The sequence below is a fragment of the Microbacterium salsuginis genome (assembly GCF_012524205.1).
GTDB classification, from domain to species: domain Bacteria; phylum Actinomycetota; class Actinomycetes; order Actinomycetales; family Microbacteriaceae; genus Microbacterium; species Microbacterium salsuginis.
In genome coordinates, this window is record NZ_JABACI010000004.1 from 1 (window position 1) to 16267 (window position 16267).

A 16267-nucleotide genomic window follows, 5' to 3' on the forward strand; every position below is an offset into this window, starting at 1 on the left:
CCCGCAATGGTGCGAAATCCATCACGTCACCGAACACTCACGGGGCGGGCCCACCCATACCGACAACGGCGTCCTGCTGTGCTGGTTCCACCACCGCACCCTCGACACCGGCAACTGGCAGATCCGCGTGCAAGACGGCATCCCCTATGTCCGCGGACCCTCCTGGTGGGACCACACGCGACAATGGCGACCCGCCACCAAATCCCCCACCCGCACACGCGACCACATCGCCCTGCGCACCTGAATCCACGCGAGCCGGGTCACGCCGACGCGGTACACCGATATGGCTTTGCCGGTGACGCCCTGGTTGCTCACCGTCGTCGTGGCTACAGTGGGCGCAGGAGGCAACATGTCAGTGGACGACCGAGACATCCGGCCTGGATCAGAGCTCGACCTGGCCATCGAGCGCGCGCTCGAGGGAGCCAACCTCCGCGCGGGCGGTTCGGAGGGCTCGTCGGCAGCCGTGTCGCTCGAGGACCGGGAGCCCTCTGCAGTGGAGGCGGGTGGCGCGATCGGCGCCATCGACGGCGACTAGGTGTGTTGCTGCCCCGCACGTTGCAGCTCAGGACATGGTTGACGGCGCGGCGTCGCGTGGAGGTCAGGTAATCTCGAGCGCATGTCGAGTCCTGAGGCATCCAGGAAAGGGGCTATCGGTCACTCCGTTAGCCCCGGGAACCGCTGAGTTCCGAGCTCCGTAGAGCACATCGCCCGGTGCGATGGGGCTGTTCGTGGTGACCACGCGTCCCCGTTCGCCTTGTCTCCGGAGCTCTCAATGCCTTTCGTCCTCTATCTGCTCGCGCTCGTGGTCTTCGCCATGGGCACATCCGAATTCATGCTGTCTGGGCTGGTGCAAGACATCGCCGCCGACTTCGACGTCCCGGTCGGAACCGCCGGCACCCTCACCTCTGCGTTCGCAGTGGGCATGGTCGTCGGGGCTCCCTTCATGGCCGCCATCACCCGCCGATTGCCCGTGCGCGGCAGCCTGCTCGCCTTCATCCTGCTCTTCGCTGCAGCACACATCGTGGGAGCGACCACTTCGGACTTCACCGTTCTCGTCGTCACCCGCATGGTGGCGGCGTTCGTCAATGCCGGGTTTCTCGCCGTGGCGCTGACTGCCTCGTCGAGGCTCGTCGGGCCGACGAAGAAGGGCCGGGCGGTCGCCGTCCTGCTTGCCGGCACAACCGTCGCCACCGTGGCGGGCGTGCCCGCCGGCGCAGCGCTCGGCGCGGCATGGGGATGGCAGTCGACCTTCTGGGCGATCGCGGTCCTGTGCGTACCTGCCGTCGTCGGCGTCGCGATCGGCTTCAACCCGCGATTGGCCGGCGCGACCGACGAGGAGCGTGTCCCCGAGCTCACATCAGAGCTCGCGCAACTGGCGGCGCCTCGCCTCCTCGTGGTGATGATCCTCGCGGCCCTCGTCAACGCGGGAACCTTCGCTGCTCTGACATTCCTGGCTCCGGTGGCAACCGACGTCGCCGGACTCGGGCGCTCGTGGGTTCCGATCGTGCTGGTCCTCTTCGGCATCGGATCGTTCGCGGGTGTGATGATCGCCGGCCGGCTCTCTGATCGCCGGCCCCGGCCGGTACTCGTCATCGGCGGCGCCCTGCTCATCGTCGGGTGGGTGGGACTTGCCGTCACCTCATCGAGCCCTACGGCATTCCTCTGTCTGGTCTTCGTGCAGGGCGTCCTCAGTTTCGGAGTCGGCAGCACACTGATCACCCGCGTGCTCTACGCAGCCGGCGCTGCACCGACGATGGGCGGCTCTTACGCGACCGCCGCGCTCAACGTGGGTGCCGTGGCTGGACCGATCGCAGGTGCCATGGCTCTGACCACACCGCTCGGCCTCACGGGACCCGTCTGGGTGGCGGCGATCGCCTCAGGGCTGGCACTCCTCATCGCGATACCGGCAATGGGACTGATCGCACCCCGAGGCATCCGAAGTGACGGACTCGCCGAATCGCGCCCGTGATGGTTCTCGGACGCCTACTACCGGTCGAATTCCTAAACGGACGCCGCACCCCTCCACCCCAACGCCCACGCCGCGCAACGCCCCTTCATTCACATGGGCTCGGGGCGGGGAAGGGCGCGGAGATCATCGATCGCCCGTGTGAGGTCCGCCGGATCACGCCCGAGGTCGGCGAGGACATCCGCCGCGGACTCCGAGAACCCGCGAGAGTCGACGTGCAGGCGGGCAACGCCGGGGACGAGACCCTTCTCGTTGACGACCCACTCGCCGGCCGCCGCGTGCCAGGCATGCGCGATGAACATCACCGCGGTCGTCGCGCAGAGCGCCACGTAGGCCACATCACCGCGCTTGGCGCCCTTCGCCGCGCCGTCCAACAGGAAGTCCACCTGCCAGAGGTTGCGGAACATCGCCGCTCGCAGCGCGGCCGGGTAGGGCGTCATGAGAGTCCTCAGTTCGGAGAGGAGGCCCTCGGGGTCTTGCAGCGGGATGGCCACAGCCACCTCGCCGGCGTAGGCGACGTCCAGGAACCCGAGAGGATGACCAGGCTGCGCGAAGAACCCGAACTCCCCCGCGCGCGCCCGGTGACACTGCTCGCGGACGCGGCCGATGTCTCGCAGGATCCAGTCCACATCGGTGCCCTCGACCGAGAGCCACCCGCCGCCGTCGACCCACGGACCCCAGCCGCCGGGTGGCGCGATCTCGACTCGACGGCCGACCCAACGGTGCGCGAGAACCGCGAGAGCGTCGACATCGAGCAGTTCCCGGTCGTAGTAGACCCCGAGATCGACGTCGGAATCAGGCCGGTGGGCTCCGCGGGCCCGGCTTCCGCCCAGAGCCACTGCTCGCACTCCGCGCACCGCCACGAGTTCCTCCGCCATCTGTCGAAGGCGGCCGTCACTGATCACCTCAGCAACGATATGCGGACTCTCGCTCGCGGCTACCGAGCGGGTGTGGTGAGCACGCGCTTCAGGTCGTCGAGCTCATCGACCGACATGCCGCCGGTACCGAGATAGCCGGCGGCGTCGCCGTGCTCGGATGAGACCCAGTCCATCGCGGCCTCGATGGCAGACGCCGGCGACTCCGTTGCGAGCGTCTTGAGCCTCGGCGTCAACGGCACACCCATGCTCGTGATGAGGGCAGTGAGCGTTTCGGCCAAGCCCCCGGCGAGGTTCTTGCCGGTCTGGATGTAATCGTCGACGATCACTTCCCGCGGCGTGCCTGCGACGAGGAGCAACAGGGCGGCCGCAAGGCCGGTGCGATCCTTGCCGGCTGTGCAGTGGAAGAGCACGCCGGGTCGTTCGGTCTCTGCGGCATCGATCACCGCTCGAGCCAGTTCCGCGAATTGCGGTGCACTGCCGGCGAGGATCGCCAGGTAGAGCTCCTCGAGAGTCGGCACCTGATCCACGATCGCGGTGAGCTGTTCCTCGGACAGGACGGTGTCGTCGTTGGTGGGCAGAAGCTTCTGCACCATCTCGTCCATCGCGCCGCCTTGCACCGGCAGTGGGAGGAAGCGGACGCTGCCATCGGTGGGGAGGCGGTCGGCCGCCCTCGCGCGCTCTCCATCGGTGCGCAGATCGACCACGGTACCGATGTTGAGGTCGGTGAGCGACTGCAGCCCGTCGTCGGTGAGTCCTGCGAGCGCGTCCGAGCGGAACACGGTTCGCGGAGTGATGGTGCCGCCGTCATCCGCGGGAAGGCCGCCGAGGTCGCGCGAGTTGTACGTCACTTGCAACACGGCCTGCTCAGACATGAAGGCTCCTCCCCCTGGTGTGCCCTCAGCGTATCGATCTGTCACCGTGCGACCGCACCGCCACCGGCGCTGTCACGGGCGGACGCGGAAGCTGCGTCCCTCGAAGCTGACGACGTCCCCGAGCTGCAGCTGGCGCCCGCGGCGGCGGTCCACCTCGCCGTTCACGCTCACATAGCCGTCGATGATGGCCTCTTTCACGTTCCCACCGGAGTCGAGGACACCGGCGAACTTCAGGAACGGCCCGAGGCGGATGGTCTCACCGCCGATCGAGACGTCGTCGATCGGCTGCGCATCGGTCATCCCCGAATGCTAGCCGACCAGGATTCTGCCCCGAAGCCAGGCGTCCGAGACCGATTCGATCCCGCGGGCCTAGGACGGCGGGGGCTACAGCGGGAGGGCAGGACCCCGCGTGCGAAGGACCTGCCCTTCCGACGCGCGCTGCCGAGGTCAGCCGAAGCTCAGCCAGGTGCCATCGAGCTCGGCGTAGCCCTGCGGGCGCTGCGACCAATCGCACACGCCGTCGGGGAACACCGCCGACAGGCGCTGCCACTGTTCGTCGCTCATCGCCGGATAGTCGGCACGCTCGGCGTCGGTGAGCGCGCACTTGAGCCCGTCGGCCAGCAGCGGCATGCCCGCTTCGGCCCGTGGCTGCGAGTGGAACGGATAGAGCTGGTTGCACGCCGTCGTCGGGTCGTCGTAGTCCAGCACCTCCTCGATGAAGCCCATCTGGGCGTCGAAGCATCCGTCCACCAATCCGGCAGGCCGAGCCGCGATCGTGCGCTCGCGGTCAGCGGGACCGCCCGCCGCCTCGATCGCATCCAGCCACGCCTCGAGCTGGTCGAGCGCGGCAGCACGCATCGCCGCAGTGTTGGCCGGGATGTTCGCCCCGGTCCAGCTCACGTGCGTGCCGGCGTCACCGTGGGCGGCCAGCATCCGTTCCCGGATGATCGCCGAGCGGTAGCGCTCGTGGAAGTCGCCGGTCGGATCCGTGTAGTTGCGGATCTCGATCACGGGCGTCCACTCCAGGCCGCCCGTCATCATGTTGACGCGGCCGGTCTCGTAGGCTCGCTCGATCGCTTCGACACTGGCCTCCGAACGCTCGGTGGTGCGGGCGCCGTCGACGTCCATGCCGCCGATGCGCTCGTTGAGCGACACGAACTGCTCGACCGTGATCGCACCCTCGTGCAGGGCGTTCCAGCCGTACTGCACGCCGACGTTGTCGGGCTCGACGCGCAGGCCACGGCCCTCGGCATCCGTTCCGTACACGTTCTTCACCATGTCGGCGATGGTGCACCGCAGCCCCTCGGGGTTCGACGGCGACCAGCGGTCGGCGACCGGGATCGCGGCGTTGCATCCCCGGTTGGGGTCGTCGACGCCGTCGAAGAACGTGAACCCGAAGCACGTCCCCGAGAGGGCGTGCCCTGTGACGGCGACCTTCTGCGCCTCGGTCCATCCGGCACCGGCGGGCGAGTTCCAGTAGTTCTGCAGGCCGCGGCAATCGTGCCCGCCGATCGTGGTGGACCGCTCGTCGGGGTAGCCGATCTCGCCGAGCACGCCGTCGAGGATCCCCGGGTAGTTGTTCGACAGCAGCAGCTGCTGCATCGTGCCGGCCGACCCGCCGGAGCCGACCGTGTAGGTCACAGGACCGAGCTGCTCGACCACGTGCTCCTTGACCATCATCGCCGTCTCGGCGCTCGTGACGTCGTTGCAGTTCTGCGCATACACATTGAAGGTCGCGGATGCCACGGCATATCCGCGGCTGAGGAACAGGTCGTTCTGCACGCCGCCCGTGCTGCTGCCCTGCCAGTAGCCGACGCCGCACGCGCCGCCGAACGTGTAGGCGAGCCTGCCGTTCCAGCCGGGCTCGGCCTGCACCGGCGAGGGCTCGGGCGTACCGGGCTGGTGCAGCATCGCGGTCTCGTACACGGCCCGGTTGATGGTGCCGCGTTCGATGCGCACCACGTACGGCACGCTCACCCCGTCGACCGTCGCCGTCGCCACATCGGCCGGTACCGACCCATCCGTCGGATACGCCACGAACTGACCCGCCGTCGTGCGGTAGCTGTAGCTCACGACGGGCGCGGCGACGTGGCAGTCCTCGTCGACCGCCCCGAGATTCCACGGCGCCCCCGACGCGGTGCAGTACATCGGATGCTGCGGCCCGGAGAACACCGGACCCGTGATCGGGTGGTTCTCGACCTCGAGCGACGTCTGCACCTGACCGTTCTTCTTCGTCACCGTGATCTCGCTCACACCGAGCGGAAGATCGTCGACGAGTCCGACCAGGCTGCCACCCAACGGCTGGAACGACTCGGTCACATCGACTCCCGCCGCCACGATGCGGAAGTCGCGACGGGCACCCGTCACCGAGACGAGCGCGTCGCCGCCCGAGACCGAATCGGCGCGCCCCGACAGCACGTCGATCTGAACGGGCTGCGCCGCATTGCCCGCGGCGGGGGCGAGCAGCAGCCCCGCCATCAGTGCACCGGATGCGGCGAGCACGCCGACCCCGAACGCGCGCGCCCTGTACCTGGATCGCTTCATCGAATCCTCCGACATCGTCGTCAGTGGAGCGGCCCCATTGCCGCCCTCACGCCACAGAGTAGAACTCTGTGTGACGCTCGTCAATGAAAGATCAACTATCGGAGAGGCGCCGACTCGTCACGAGCTCGCGCGCCTCGGCGTCGATGCTGCCGACCACCCCGCGCACGTGCTCCTCGGCGGGCCGACCCAGCCGGTTGTACAGCTGCATCCACGCGCGACGCACCGCCACGCGGGGCCACCCCGTCGGCACCAGCTCGGCCGGCATCCCGGTGTCGAGCACACGGAACGCCTGCCACCCCAGCATGAGCCGGGTGCGCTCGACGAACGCCGCGACGGGGGACGTGGCATCCGTCGCCGCCACAGCCGCCGCGAACTCCTGGTACTGCTCTGCCACGGCCTGCAGGTCCCACGCCGACTGCGGGCCGCCCTGGATCGAGGTCTCGAGGCTCGCGCGCATCGCGGTCACATCGGCGATACCCAGCTCACGCAGCTGCGCCATCGCCTCGCCGGCGTGGTCGAGCGGCGAGAGCCATACGCCGTCGTAGAGCGGCGCGAACCCGAGCCACTTGAGCCTCGACCGCGCGAGATGGCGCGTGGACCGCTGCGACTCCGGGATCGAGAACGCCAGCACCGTCCACAGTCCGTCCCAGGCCGGCTCCTCCACACCGAAGGTGTCGAGCCAGGACGCCTCTTCATCGACGATGGATGCCGCGCGCTCGGTGAGGCGATGCGTCGTGCGCCGGCCGGTGCGGTCCGCGACCAGCAGGCCGCTCTTCGACATTCGGGCGAGAGTGGCGCGGGCCGCCGCCTCTTTGAGCCCCAGATCGCCGAGCACCCGCACGAGCGCACCCGTCGGCATCGGCTCGTCGATGTGCCACCAGTAGTCGCCGAAGATCGTCAGCACGTGCCGCACCGGAGACGCGCGGCGGATCCCGGGCCCGCCGGGCCCCTCGTCGGCGAGAGTCATGGCCTACATCATGGCACCCGCCGGATCCGGGCCGGCGGTCAGTGCGCCATCGCGGCGAGAGCCTCCGGATCGATCGTCGCGATCGAGCGGGTGTCCTGGAAGGCGCGGACGCCCTCGATGCCCTGCTCCCGGCCGAAGCCGGACTGCTTCATACCGCCGAACGGGGCGCGCAGGTCGAGACGGGTGGCGCCGTGGTCGTTGACCCACACGTACCCGCACTCCAGCTGCGAGCCGACGCGCTGCGCGGCCTCGGGCGACCCCGTCCACACCGACCCGCACAGGCCGCCCCACGTGTCGTTCGCAAGCCGCACCGCCTCGTCCTCGGTGTCGAACGGGATGATCGGGATGACGGGACCGAACTGCTCCTGCGTCACGACGCGCAGCTCGAGCGGAGGGTCGACCACGAGCGCGGGCCGCACGAAGTTGCCGCCGGCGAGGTCGCCGTCGGGCATCGAGCCGAACTCACGGACGTCCGCTCCGGCATCCTTCGCCTCCTGGATGATCTCGTCGACGAACGCCTTCTGCGCAGGCTGATGCAGCGGGCCCATCGTCGTGCCGTCGTCGAGACCGTAGCCGAGGACCGTCTTCTCCAGCCGTTCCGTGAGTCCCGCGACCACCTCGTCGAGGCGGGACCGGTGCACGAAGACGCGCTTGGCGTTCATGCAGATCTGCCCGGTGGTGTCGTAGATCGCCGCGAACAGCCGGTCGTGGTGCGTCTCGTCGAGGATCGCGTCCTCGAGGAAGACCGCGGCGTCGTTGCCGCCCAGCTCGAGCGTCACCCGCGTGAGGGTCTTGGACGCCATCTCCATGATGCGCTTGCCACCGTTGACGGAGCCCGTGAAGCACACCTTCGCCACGTCGGGGTTCTGGATCAGCCCCGCCATGTTCTCGTCCTTGCCGGTGACGACGTTGAGCACGCCGGGCGGCAGCTTCTCGGCCACCCGCTGCACGACGCGCGTCGTCGCCAGCGGCGCCGAGGGCGGCGGCTTGACGATCGCGGTGTTGCCGGCGAGCAGCGCGTGCGGGAGCGAGGCGCCCAGGATGGCGATCGGCCAGTTGAACGGCACGATCACCGTCACCACTCCGAGCGACTGGTAAGAGACCTCGGTCGACACCGGGATCGCGCCGGGCACGACGGGCAGCGTCTTGGACGCGTCCACCTCGTCGACCAGCATGAGGGCGAGGTTCCACCGGATCTCGAACACGAGCGCGTCGACCCACGCCTCCATCCGCACCTTGCCGTTCTCCTGCGACAGGATCGCGGCGTCCTCATCGCGCTCGTCGGCGATGCCGGCGACCGCCTCGGTCATGAGTCGCGCCCGCTCCTGCGGACTCAGCGCCGTCCAGGCGGGGTAGGCGGCCTTCGCAGCCGCGACCGCATCGGCCACGTCGTCCGGCGATGCCGCCGCCGCCTCGCCGACGATCGCGCCCTTCTTGCCCGGGTCCGCCACCGCCAGCACATCATCGGTGAACCGCTCTTCACCGCCGATGAACAGTCCCGTCCGGACTCCGGTCTCCGTCGCAGTGCCGCTCATGGCACGACCACCTCTCTGTGCGTCTGTTCGCCCGATTCCAGGGTGCATCTTCCATGCGTGCGAATCAAGATTGTCGACGATATTCGCGTGAATCTCGTATGAAATACCCTGGCCACCGGATAGTGTCGGAGCACGGACGACGGCGTCGAAAGGGGACAGCAGAGATGACGGATGCCGCGGCGACGGAGGCGGAAGAGGCCACCGGACGCCTCGACCTCACGCAGCAGATCCGGGACGCCATCCTGGACGCGCAGTTCGCTCCCCACCAGCGTCTGATCGAAGCCGATCTGAGCGAGAAGTACGGAGCGTCGCGCGCGGCCGTTCGAACGGCCCTGCTCAATCTCGCCGGCGAGGGCCTGGTCGAAAGGCTCCCCAACCGGGGCGCGCGCGTGCGAGCGATCAGCGTCGATGAAGCCATCGAGATCGTCGAAGTGCGCATCGGGCTCGAGACGTTGTGCGCCCGCAAGGCGACCGAGAATCTGACCGATCAGGATGCCGCCGAGCTGCGCAATCTGCGCGCCGCGATCGAGGTCGCCGTGACGACCGGCAACCTCGTCGAGTACTCGCGGCTCAACCAGGAGCTCGACCGGCGGATCCGCGACCTCAGCCGCCACGCGACGGCGACGCAGCTGCTCGAGCGCCTGCGCGCGCAGTCCGCGCGCCATCAGTTCCGGCTGGCTTTCCATCCCGGCCGGGCCGCGCGCTCGGCGCCCGAGCACATCGCGATCATCGACGCGATGCTCTCGCGCGACCCCGACGCCGCCGAGGCCGCGACCCGCGCGCACCTCTCGGGCATCGTCGACGTGCTCCACGGCATGGAGTGACGCGGCGAGACGCCGCACGCACCGCACGCCTGGACCCACACGAAGGAAGGGGCGACCGGATGCCTCCGGCCGCCCCTTCTTCATGTCTTCAGCTCATTCGCCCCAGGCCTCGGCCGGCGCGTAGCCGCTGCCGTTGTACTTGACCACCTGCAGCGACGAGACCGCCGGCTGTCCGTCCTCGGTCGTGTCGACCGCGGTGCCCTCGAGCATCAGCGGCGCCTGGAAGTCCGAGATCGTGCGCAGCTGCTCCATGAAGTCCTCGCGGGTCGGCTCGGTCATCTTGGCGAAGACCTGCTCGAGCGTCGCGCCGATCATGTAGCTCCACATGCAGTGCGGGAAGGCCGGCACCTCGGGGTAGTTCGCGTACTCGGCGAGGCTGTCGAGGAACGCCACGACGTCCTCGTCCTCGGCGTACGCGGGGCTCTGCGGAGCCTTCGCGAACGACACCGTGTACACACCGGGGAACGCGGTCGCCCCGCCGGGCTCGAGGATCGCTCCCGGGCTGGACGTGTTCGACGGCAGGAACCAGCTGGGCAGCCAGCCGAGCTCCTGCGTCTTCTGCAGCGACGAGATCACCAGCGGCGTGATCGACATCGCGTTGAAGAACACGTCGGCGTCGGTCGCCGCCAGCTCGGTCAGCTGCGCGTCGACCGAGGCGTCGGTGGCCTCGTACGTGAGCTCGCCGACGATCTCGATGTTGTCGGCGCCTTCGATGGCCGACTTGAAGCCCTCGACGTAGCCCTCGCCGTAGTCGTCGTTCTGCGACAGGATCGCGACCTTGTGGTCTTCACCCGAGGTGGCCAGCAGCTCGCCGAAGGCTTCGCCCTCGTTCTGGTAGATCGGCACGAAGCCGAGCTGCCACGGGCTCTCCTCCGCATCGCTGAAGATCGGGTCGCCGGTCTGGATCAGCACCTGGGGCACCTCGTCGGCGATCGCCGCCTCGCGCCACGCGCGGTTGGTCGGCGTCCCCAGGCCCGAGGTCATCGCGAACACGCTGCCCTTGAGCTGGTCGTAGTTCGCCTTGGCCTTCTGCGGGTCGTACTCGTCGTCCAGCGCCTCGATCTCGACGGTGCGGGTCTGGCCGTCGCCGAACTCGACGCCGCCCTCGGCGTTGCGGGCGCCGAAGTACGCGGTGATGCCGGCGACCGTGCAGGTGCCCGGCCCCGCGGTCGGACCGCTGAGCGGAGTCGTGATGCCGAGGGTGATGGACGAGTCGGTGATGCCGGGGCTCGCGGCCGCTTCGCCGCCCCCGTCTCCGCCGCCATCGCCACCCCCGCCTCGGGCGCATCCGGCAGCGAGGACGGCGATGACGCCGATCCCCGCGACGACCGAAGCGATCCGCATCCTCTTGCGGTTGATGCTCATGGGTCCTGCCTCTCTCTTGGTTCTGACTGTGTGGTGTGTGGCTGTGTGGTCGGCGACTCTGCGACCGGCGAGTTCGTGGTCGGCGGCTCTGCGACCGGCGAGTTCGTGGTCGGCGAGTCCGAACGCGGCGCCGACGGGCCCTTCCCCGACGAGTGCTGCCCCGACGAGCGGCGGCGGCGCCACAGTCTCGGAAGCGAGACGAGACCGCCGGGAAGGACGAAGAGCACGACGAGCAGGATCGCTCCCTGCAGGACGGCCGTGATGTTCGGATCGATGATGTTCGTGATCTGCGGCACCAGCACGTACCACGCGCCGCCGAGCAGCGAACCGAGGATGCTTCCCGCGCCGCCGATCACCATCGAGGCCAGCAGCTCGATCGAGTGCCCGAAGTGCAGCGTCTCGGGGGACGTGTACTGCACGACCACCATGTAGAGGAAGCCGCTGACGCCGCCGATGAGCGAGGCGATCGTGAAGGCGAGCACCTTGTAGCGGTACGGCGAGACGCCCATGGATGCCGCGACCGCCTCGTTGCCCTTCACGATGGCGAAGGCGCGCCCGTACTTGCCCCGTACCAGGTTGCGGGTGAGCAGGAACGTGATGCCGCCGATGAGGAAGACCAGGTACAGCTGCCACTGATCGTCGTACAGGCCCGTCCATTCCGGGGCATCCGTGAATCGCGCGGAGGTGCCCTGCGAGCCGCCGGTGAAGTCCGACAGCCGCTTTGCCAGTGGCACTCCGACGATGGGAAGGGCGATCGTGACCATGGCGATGGCAAGGCCGCCCAGCCGGGCGGCGGCGAGGGCGATGAGCAGTCCGACGACGGCGGGCACGAGGCACGCCAGCACGAAGACGAGCACGACGTTCCAGTCCTGGTCGACGCCGTACGCGGTGACGTACGCGCCCAGCCCGACGAAGAAGATCTGGCCGAGCGAGACCTGGCCGGTGTAGCCCATGACGACGTTGAGGCCCAGAACCGCGACGGCGAACACCCCTATGCGCGCGATGGTCTGGTTCGCGAACTCCGGCAGCAGCAGGGGCAGCACGAGCAGCAGCACCACGATCAGCGCGACGCCGGTCCATTGCACCCAGGGCTTGGAGAAGAAGCCGGATGCCGCGGCGGGGCGGGTGCGATTGAGATCCGTTGTGGTCGACATCAGACGCGCACCACCGCTTTCCGGCCGAAGAGGCCCTGAGGCCGGATGATCAGCACCACGAAGATGAGGATGAAGGGCACCGCGATCTTGAGGTCATGCCCGATGAAGGGCACGTAGACGGCGGCGAGGTTCTCGAGCACGCCGATGAGCCAGGCCGCGACGACGACGCCGACGGGACTCGACAATCCGCCCAGGATGCAGGCGGCCAGCGCGTACACCAGCGCGGAGTCCATCATTCCGGGGGTGAGAGTGAGCTGCGGAGCGACCAGCACGCCGGCGACCGCGCCCAGCACGGCCGCGAGGCCCCAGCCCACCATGAGGAGGCGTCCGACCGGCAGCCCCGAGAACGCCGAGGACTGCGGGTTGATGGCGACCGCGCGCAGCGCCAGTCCGAGCTTCGTGCCGATGAACAGGGCCTGCAGCACGCCCATCATCGCCACGATCACGATGAACGTCCCGAGCGAGCGGACGCTGATCACCGCGCCCGCGATCTGCAACGTCTCGAGCGGGAACAGCGATGGGAACAGGCGGTTGTTGTAGGTCCAGATCCACGCGCAGATGCCGGTGATCAGGGTCAGCAGGCCGATCGTCACCACGACGGCGGTGTCGGGGTCGCCGCCTTCGAAGCGGCGGATGAGGTAGCGCTCGATCACCGCGCCGAGCAGGAAAGAGAAGACGATCGCCACGAGGATCGCGACGATGAGCGGTACGCCCCAGCCGTAGACGGCCCACGCGACGTAGGCCGACAGCACCGCCATGCCGCCCTGGGCGAAGTTGATGAGGCCGGTGGCCTGATTGACCAGCACGATCGCGAGCGCGAGCGCCGCGTAGATCGAGCCGGTCGACAGGCCGTCGACCACGAGCTGGATGAAGGTCCCCATCCGTCAGCCTCCCAGGTACGCGCGGCGGATCTCGTCCATGCCGCGAAGCTCGGCGGACGTGCCGGTGAGCACGCTGCGGCCGGTCTCGAGCACGGTCGCGGTGTCGACGAGCGTGAATGCCAGATTCGCATTCTGCTCGACCACGAGCATCGCGATGCCCGACTCGCGTCGCAGCCGGCCGATCGCGTCGTACACCGACCGCGCGGTGCTGGGCGCCAGGCCGAGCGACGCCTCGTCGAGCATCATGAGCCGCGGCTTCGCCATGATCGCCCTGGCCACCGCGAGCATCTGCTGTTCGCCGCCCGACAGCGCCGAACCGTTGGACCGGATGCGCTCCTGGAGCTGCGGGAACAGGTCGAGGCAGTAGTCGATGTCGGACGCGATGCCTTTGCGATCCTTGCGGAGGTACGCGCCCACCTTGAGGTTCTCGCGCACAGTCAGATCCGACAGCGTGCCGCGTCCCTCCGGCACATGGGCGATGCCGAGGGCCGCGACCTGGTCGGGCCGGAGCCCCCGCAGGTCCTTGCCGTCGAAGCGGAGCGTGCCCGTCGAGCGGACGGCTCCCGAGATCGCGCGGAGCGTCGTCGTCTTGCCGGCGCCGTTCGCGCCCAGGATGCCCACCGCCCCGCCGTCCGGGACGGTGAGCGACACGCTCTCCAGCACCTGGATGGGTCCGTACGACGCGGTCAGGTCGACGAGCTCAAGCAGCGTCATCCGCGGCGTCCTTTCCGATGTAGGCCTCGATGACGCGCGGGTCCGCCTGCGCCTCGGCCGCGGTGCCCTCCATGAGCTTGCGCCCGTGGTCGAGGACCATGACGCGATCGGTGAGCGCCGAGATCAGCCCCATGTTGTGCTCGACGATGATCACGGTGATGTCGGCATCCCGCACGCGACGCACGGTCTCGATCAGCGTCTCCACCTCGCCGTGCGGCAGACCGGCCGCCGGCTCGTCGAGCAGCAGCAGCCGAGGCTTCATCAGCAGCGCGCGGCACAGCTCGACGCCTTTGTGCAGGCCGTGCGACAGCTCGTCGGCGCGCGTGCCCGCGGCCCAGCCGAGTTCGTGCGCCTCGAGGAGGTCCATGGCCTCGGCACGCAGCTCACGTTCGGCGCGTGCGGTGCGCGGCAGGCGGAGCGACCACTCCGCGGGGCCGCCGGGCAGCCGGCTGTGGGCACCCAGCAGCACGTTCTCGAGCACGGTTTCGCGCAGCTGCAGCGCCGGGTGCTGGAACGTGCGGGCAAGTCCGTGCCGTGCCAGCGTCGCCGGCCGCGCGCCGCGCACTTCGGCGTCGTCGATGCGAATGGATCCGGAACTCGGCCGGTAGTGGCCGCTGATGCAGTTGAACAGCGAGGTCTTGCCTGCGCCGTTCGGTCCGACGAGGCCGAAGATCTCGCCGGGAGCGACCTCGAACGAGACCTCCTGCAGGACCTTCACGCCGCCGAAGTGAAGGTTGACGTCGCTCACCGTCAATCGCGCGCCCATGCTGCCCTTTCGCTTCGTTGCGTCGTCGCGGTCGACGACATCGCCGCCCAGCGGCGTCGCGTCGACAGGGGACTCGAGTCCTCCCCTGCTGGGAAAACTACGGACCCCCAGCCAGATTGTCAACGATTTTGGTGTGAACCGCGCGACTGTGCGCGAATTGTGACCGTTCCGCTCCCGCGACGCCGCGAGGTGCTTGTTCGATGGTCGCCCCGCACCTCGCTCGCCGCATCCCGTAGTTCCGTTCAACGGAATCTTCCACCAGCCATTAGAAACCTCGACCTACGCTGACCGCAACGAACAGGAGGGTCGACGATGACCAAGACGATGACCGAGACGGGCACGGAATCACTGGCCCAGGCGATCGAGCGTGCGGGCAGCCCCATCGAGCTGCTGCGCAACCAGAACTGGCCGGCATTCACCTTTCCGGTGGCGCCCGAGTTCACCAACTGGCGGGACGAACAGCGCGCATGGAGCACCACGGTCGCGCTCATGGACCAGTCGCACCATATGACCCAGCTGTTCCTGGACGGAGCAGATCTCATCGCCGTCCTCAGCTCGATCTCGCCGAACACGTTCGCGACCTTCCGGCCGGGTGTGGCGAAGCAGCTGATCTCGGTCAACCAGGACGGCTACATCATCGGCGACGGCATCCTCTTCTACAACGCCGAGGGACCGGAGGGCCTGGTGCTCATCGGCCACCACATCCTCATCGACTGGGTGCGGTTCAACATCGAGAAGGCGCAGGACGCCGGCAAGGACGTCCGCTACCGCCTCGAGGCGAATTCGCACATGCGCCAGGGGCCGCCGACGTTCTACCGTTACGAGCTGCAGGGGCCGAAAGCCGACATCGTGATGGAGAAGATCTTCGGCGGGCCGCCCCCCGAGATCAAGTTCTTCCACATCGGCGATGTCACCATCGCGGGACGCCCGGTCAAGGCGCTGCGCCACGGCATGGCGGGTCAGCCCGGCTTCGAGTTCTACGGACCGTGGGAAGACAACGAGGTCGTGCTCGAGGCGATCCTCGAGGCAGGCGCCGAGCACGACATCCGACGCGTGGGCGCCAAGGCCTATTCCTCGTCGCCGCTCGAGTCGGGCTGGGTGCCGACACCGTTCCCCGCGGTGTTCGACGAAGACTTCGCCGAGTACCGCGAGTGGCTTCCGGCGGCCCGCATCGGCTCGGTCGCGGGGTCGCTGCACTCCGACGACATCCACGACTTCTACATGACCCCGTTCGACATCGGCCTCGGGCGCTCGGTGCGCTTCGACCACGACTTCCACGGTCGTGAGGCGCTCGAGCGCCACGCCGAGAACCAGCAGCGTCGCAAGGTGACACTGCTGTGGAACTCCGAGGACGTCGCCGCCGTGGTGCGCTCGCAGATCGAACCCGGCACGCCCGCGAAGTTCCTCGACTTCCCCAAGGCCCGCTACGGGCTCTACCAGATGGACGAAGTCCTGCGCGGGGGCGAGCGCGTGGGGATCTCGACGGATGCCGGATACGTGGCGTTCGACCAGCTGTACATGTCGCTGGCGACCCTCGACACCGGCATCCGCGACGGCGAAGAGGTCGAGGTGGTGTGGGGCGAGGACCCCATCTCGCGCAAGGACTCGGTGGACCGTGTCCATCGGCAGGTTCGCATCCGCGCGACCGTCGCCCCCGCGCCGTTCCACGACTACGCCCGCACGGTCTACCGCTCCGATTCCTGACCCCCGGTCGTTGAGCGAGCGGAACGAGACGAAACGCCCCGACGTTCCACTGAACGGAATTGCGGGTTAGCATGGCGGCGTCATCGAGGAGGATGCC

General features: G+C 68.6%; 16 protein-coding genes. 5 read left to right on the forward strand and 11 right to left on the reverse strand.

Features of this window, described 5'->3' with window-relative positions; all coding sequences use genetic code 11:
* The 3 genes from HF576_RS11910 to HF576_RS11920 all read left to right on the forward strand — a co-directional run.
* Nucleotides 1–244 (forward strand): HNH endonuclease (locus HF576_RS11910; protein ID WP_168913060.1); only part of this gene is annotated, 244 nt, incomplete at its 5' end.
* Nucleotides 245–349: 105 nt separating this feature from the next.
* Nucleotides 350–535, forward strand: a complete 186-nt coding sequence (locus HF576_RS11915) for a hypothetical protein (RefSeq protein ID WP_168913061.1) — start codon at nucleotides 350–352, stop codon at nucleotides 533–535.
* A gap of 237 nt (nucleotides 536–772) precedes the next feature.
* Nucleotides 773–1969 (forward strand): Cmx/CmrA family chloramphenicol efflux MFS transporter, encoded by a 1197-nt coding sequence (locus HF576_RS11920; protein ID WP_168913062.1) that lies wholly within the window; start codon nucleotides 773–775, stop codon nucleotides 1967–1969.
* 89 nt (nucleotides 1970–2058) lie between these two features.
* On the opposite strand, the gene HF576_RS11925 is transcribed toward HF576_RS11920, so the two are convergent.
* From HF576_RS11925 to HF576_RS11950, 6 genes are all read right to left on the reverse strand, one after another.
* The gene (locus HF576_RS11925; protein ID WP_343234258.1) at nucleotides 2059–2871 is read right to left on the reverse strand and encodes a nucleotidyltransferase domain-containing protein; all 813 of its coding nucleotides are present in this window, start codon (nucleotides 2869–2871) and stop codon (nucleotides 2059–2061) included.
* 32 nt (nucleotides 2872–2903) lie between these two features.
* A complete protein-coding gene (locus HF576_RS11930; RefSeq protein WP_168913063.1) occupies nucleotides 2904–3716 on the reverse strand; it encodes a tyrosine-protein phosphatase in 813 nt (270 codons plus the stop codon).
* A 72-nt stretch (nucleotides 3717–3788) separates the two neighbouring features.
* Nucleotides 3789–4016 carry an RNA-binding S4 domain-containing protein gene (locus tag HF576_RS11935; RefSeq protein WP_168913064.1) on the reverse strand — a complete coding sequence of 76 codons (228 nt, stop codon included), beginning with the start codon at nucleotides 4014–4016 and terminating at the stop codon, nucleotides 3789–3791.
* A 147-nt stretch (nucleotides 4017–4163) separates the two neighbouring features.
* Entirely contained in the window at nucleotides 4164–6260 is a 2097-nt protein-coding gene (locus tag HF576_RS11940) for a DUF6351 family protein (RefSeq protein ID WP_168913065.1), read from the reverse strand.
* 91 nt (nucleotides 6261–6351) lie between these two features.
* On the reverse strand, nucleotides 6352–7227 hold the full coding sequence (locus tag HF576_RS11945) for a PaaX family transcriptional regulator (RefSeq protein WP_168913066.1): 876 nt from the start codon (nucleotides 7225–7227) through the stop codon (nucleotides 6352–6354).
* 38 nt (nucleotides 7228–7265) lie between these two features.
* Complete coding sequence (locus HF576_RS11950; RefSeq protein WP_168913067.1) at nucleotides 7266–8762, reverse strand: aldehyde dehydrogenase family protein; 1497 nt, start codon at nucleotides 8760–8762, stop codon at nucleotides 7266–7268.
* A gap of 164 nt (nucleotides 8763–8926) precedes the next feature.
* On the opposite strand from HF576_RS11950, the gene HF576_RS11955 reads away from it, so the two are divergent.
* Nucleotides 8927–9586 carry a GntR family transcriptional regulator gene (locus HF576_RS11955; protein ID WP_168913068.1) on the forward strand — a complete coding sequence of 220 codons (660 nt, stop codon included), beginning with the start codon at nucleotides 8927–8929 and terminating at the stop codon, nucleotides 9584–9586.
* A 93-nt stretch (nucleotides 9587–9679) separates the two neighbouring features.
* Here the strand turns inward: HF576_RS11955 and HF576_RS11960 are convergent, their stop codons facing one another.
* From HF576_RS11960 to HF576_RS11980, 5 genes are read right to left on the reverse strand one after another with little or no spacing between them, the layout of a single operon-like run.
* Nucleotides 9680–10951: an ABC transporter substrate-binding protein gene (locus HF576_RS11960; protein WP_240948897.1), complete on the reverse strand. Its 1272-nt coding sequence runs from the start codon at nucleotides 10949–10951 to the stop codon at nucleotides 9680–9682.
* Complete coding sequence (locus tag HF576_RS11965) at nucleotides 10948–12105, reverse strand: branched-chain amino acid ABC transporter permease (RefSeq protein ID WP_168913069.1); 1158 nt, start codon at nucleotides 12103–12105, stop codon at nucleotides 10948–10950. The genes HF576_RS11960 and HF576_RS11965 overlap by 4 nt, the downstream gene beginning before the upstream one ends.
* The gene (locus HF576_RS11970; RefSeq protein ID WP_168913070.1) at nucleotides 12105–12986 is read right to left on the reverse strand and encodes a branched-chain amino acid ABC transporter permease; all 882 of its coding nucleotides are present in this window, start codon (nucleotides 12984–12986) and stop codon (nucleotides 12105–12107) included. Before HF576_RS11970 ends, HF576_RS11965 begins: the two co-directional genes overlap by 1 nt.
* A 3-nt stretch (nucleotides 12987–12989) precedes the next feature.
* Nucleotides 12990–13700 carry an ABC transporter ATP-binding protein gene (locus tag HF576_RS11975; protein ID WP_168913071.1) on the reverse strand — a complete coding sequence of 237 codons (711 nt, stop codon included), beginning with the start codon at nucleotides 13698–13700 and terminating at the stop codon, nucleotides 12990–12992.
* Nucleotides 13687–14466, reverse strand: a complete 780-nt coding sequence (locus HF576_RS11980; RefSeq protein ID WP_168913072.1) for an ABC transporter ATP-binding protein — start codon at nucleotides 14464–14466, stop codon at nucleotides 13687–13689. The genes HF576_RS11975 and HF576_RS11980 overlap by 14 nt, the downstream gene beginning before the upstream one ends.
* A 312-nt stretch (nucleotides 14467–14778) precedes the next feature.
* On the opposite strand from HF576_RS11980, the gene HF576_RS11985 reads away from it, so the two are divergent.
* Nucleotides 14779–16170: an aminomethyltransferase family protein gene (locus HF576_RS11985; RefSeq protein WP_205835221.1), complete on the forward strand. Its 1392-nt coding sequence runs from the start codon at nucleotides 14779–14781 to the stop codon at nucleotides 16168–16170.
* The last annotated feature ends 97 nt before the right edge of the window (nucleotides 16171–16267 follow it).

Bases quoted from the DNA above. Each gene is read 5' to 3' on its own strand.
- HF576_RS11915 (WP_168913061.1), top strand. From the start codon at position 350: ATGTCAGTGGACGACCGAGACATCCGGCCTGGATCAGAGCTCGACCTG.
- HF576_RS11985 (WP_205835221.1), top strand. From the start codon at position 14,779: ATGACCAAGACGATGACCGAGACGGGCACGGAATCACTGGCCCAGGCG.
- HF576_RS11940 (WP_168913065.1), bottom strand. From the start codon at position 6,260: ATGAAGCGATCCAGGTACAGGGCGCGCGCGTTCGGGGTCGGCGTGCTC.
- HF576_RS11955 (WP_168913068.1), top strand. From the start codon at position 8,927: ATGACGGATGCCGCGGCGACGGAGGCGGAAGAGGCCACCGGACGCCTC.
- HF576_RS11950 (WP_168913067.1), bottom strand. From the start codon at position 8,762: ATGAGCGGCACTGCGACGGAGACCGGAGTCCGGACGGGACTGTTCATC.
- HF576_RS11975 (WP_168913071.1), bottom strand. From the start codon at position 13,700: ATGACGCTGCTTGAGCTCGTCGACCTGACCGCGTCGTACGGACCCATC.
- HF576_RS11965 (WP_168913069.1), bottom strand. From the start codon at position 12,105: ATGTCGACCACAACGGATCTCAATCGCACCCGCCCCGCCGCGGCATCC.
- HF576_RS11935 (WP_168913064.1), bottom strand. From the start codon at position 4,016: ATGACCGATGCGCAGCCGATCGACGACGTCTCGATCGGCGGTGAGACC.
- HF576_RS11945 (WP_168913066.1), bottom strand. From the start codon at position 7,227: ATGACTCTCGCCGACGAGGGGCCCGGCGGGCCCGGGATCCGCCGCGCG.
- HF576_RS11930 (WP_168913063.1), bottom strand. From the start codon at position 3,716: ATGTCTGAGCAGGCCGTGTTGCAAGTGACGTACAACTCGCGCGACCTC.
- HF576_RS11980 (WP_168913072.1), bottom strand. From the start codon at position 14,466: ATGGGCGCGCGATTGACGGTGAGCGACGTCAACCTTCACTTCGGCGGC.
- HF576_RS11920 (WP_168913062.1), top strand. From the start codon at position 773: ATGCCTTTCGTCCTCTATCTGCTCGCGCTCGTGGTCTTCGCCATGGGC.
- HF576_RS11970 (WP_168913070.1), bottom strand. From the start codon at position 12,986: ATGGGGACCTTCATCCAGCTCGTGGTCGACGGCCTGTCGACCGGCTCG.
- HF576_RS11960 (WP_240948897.1), bottom strand. From the start codon at position 10,951: ATGAGCATCAACCGCAAGAGGATGCGGATCGCTTCGGTCGTCGCGGGG.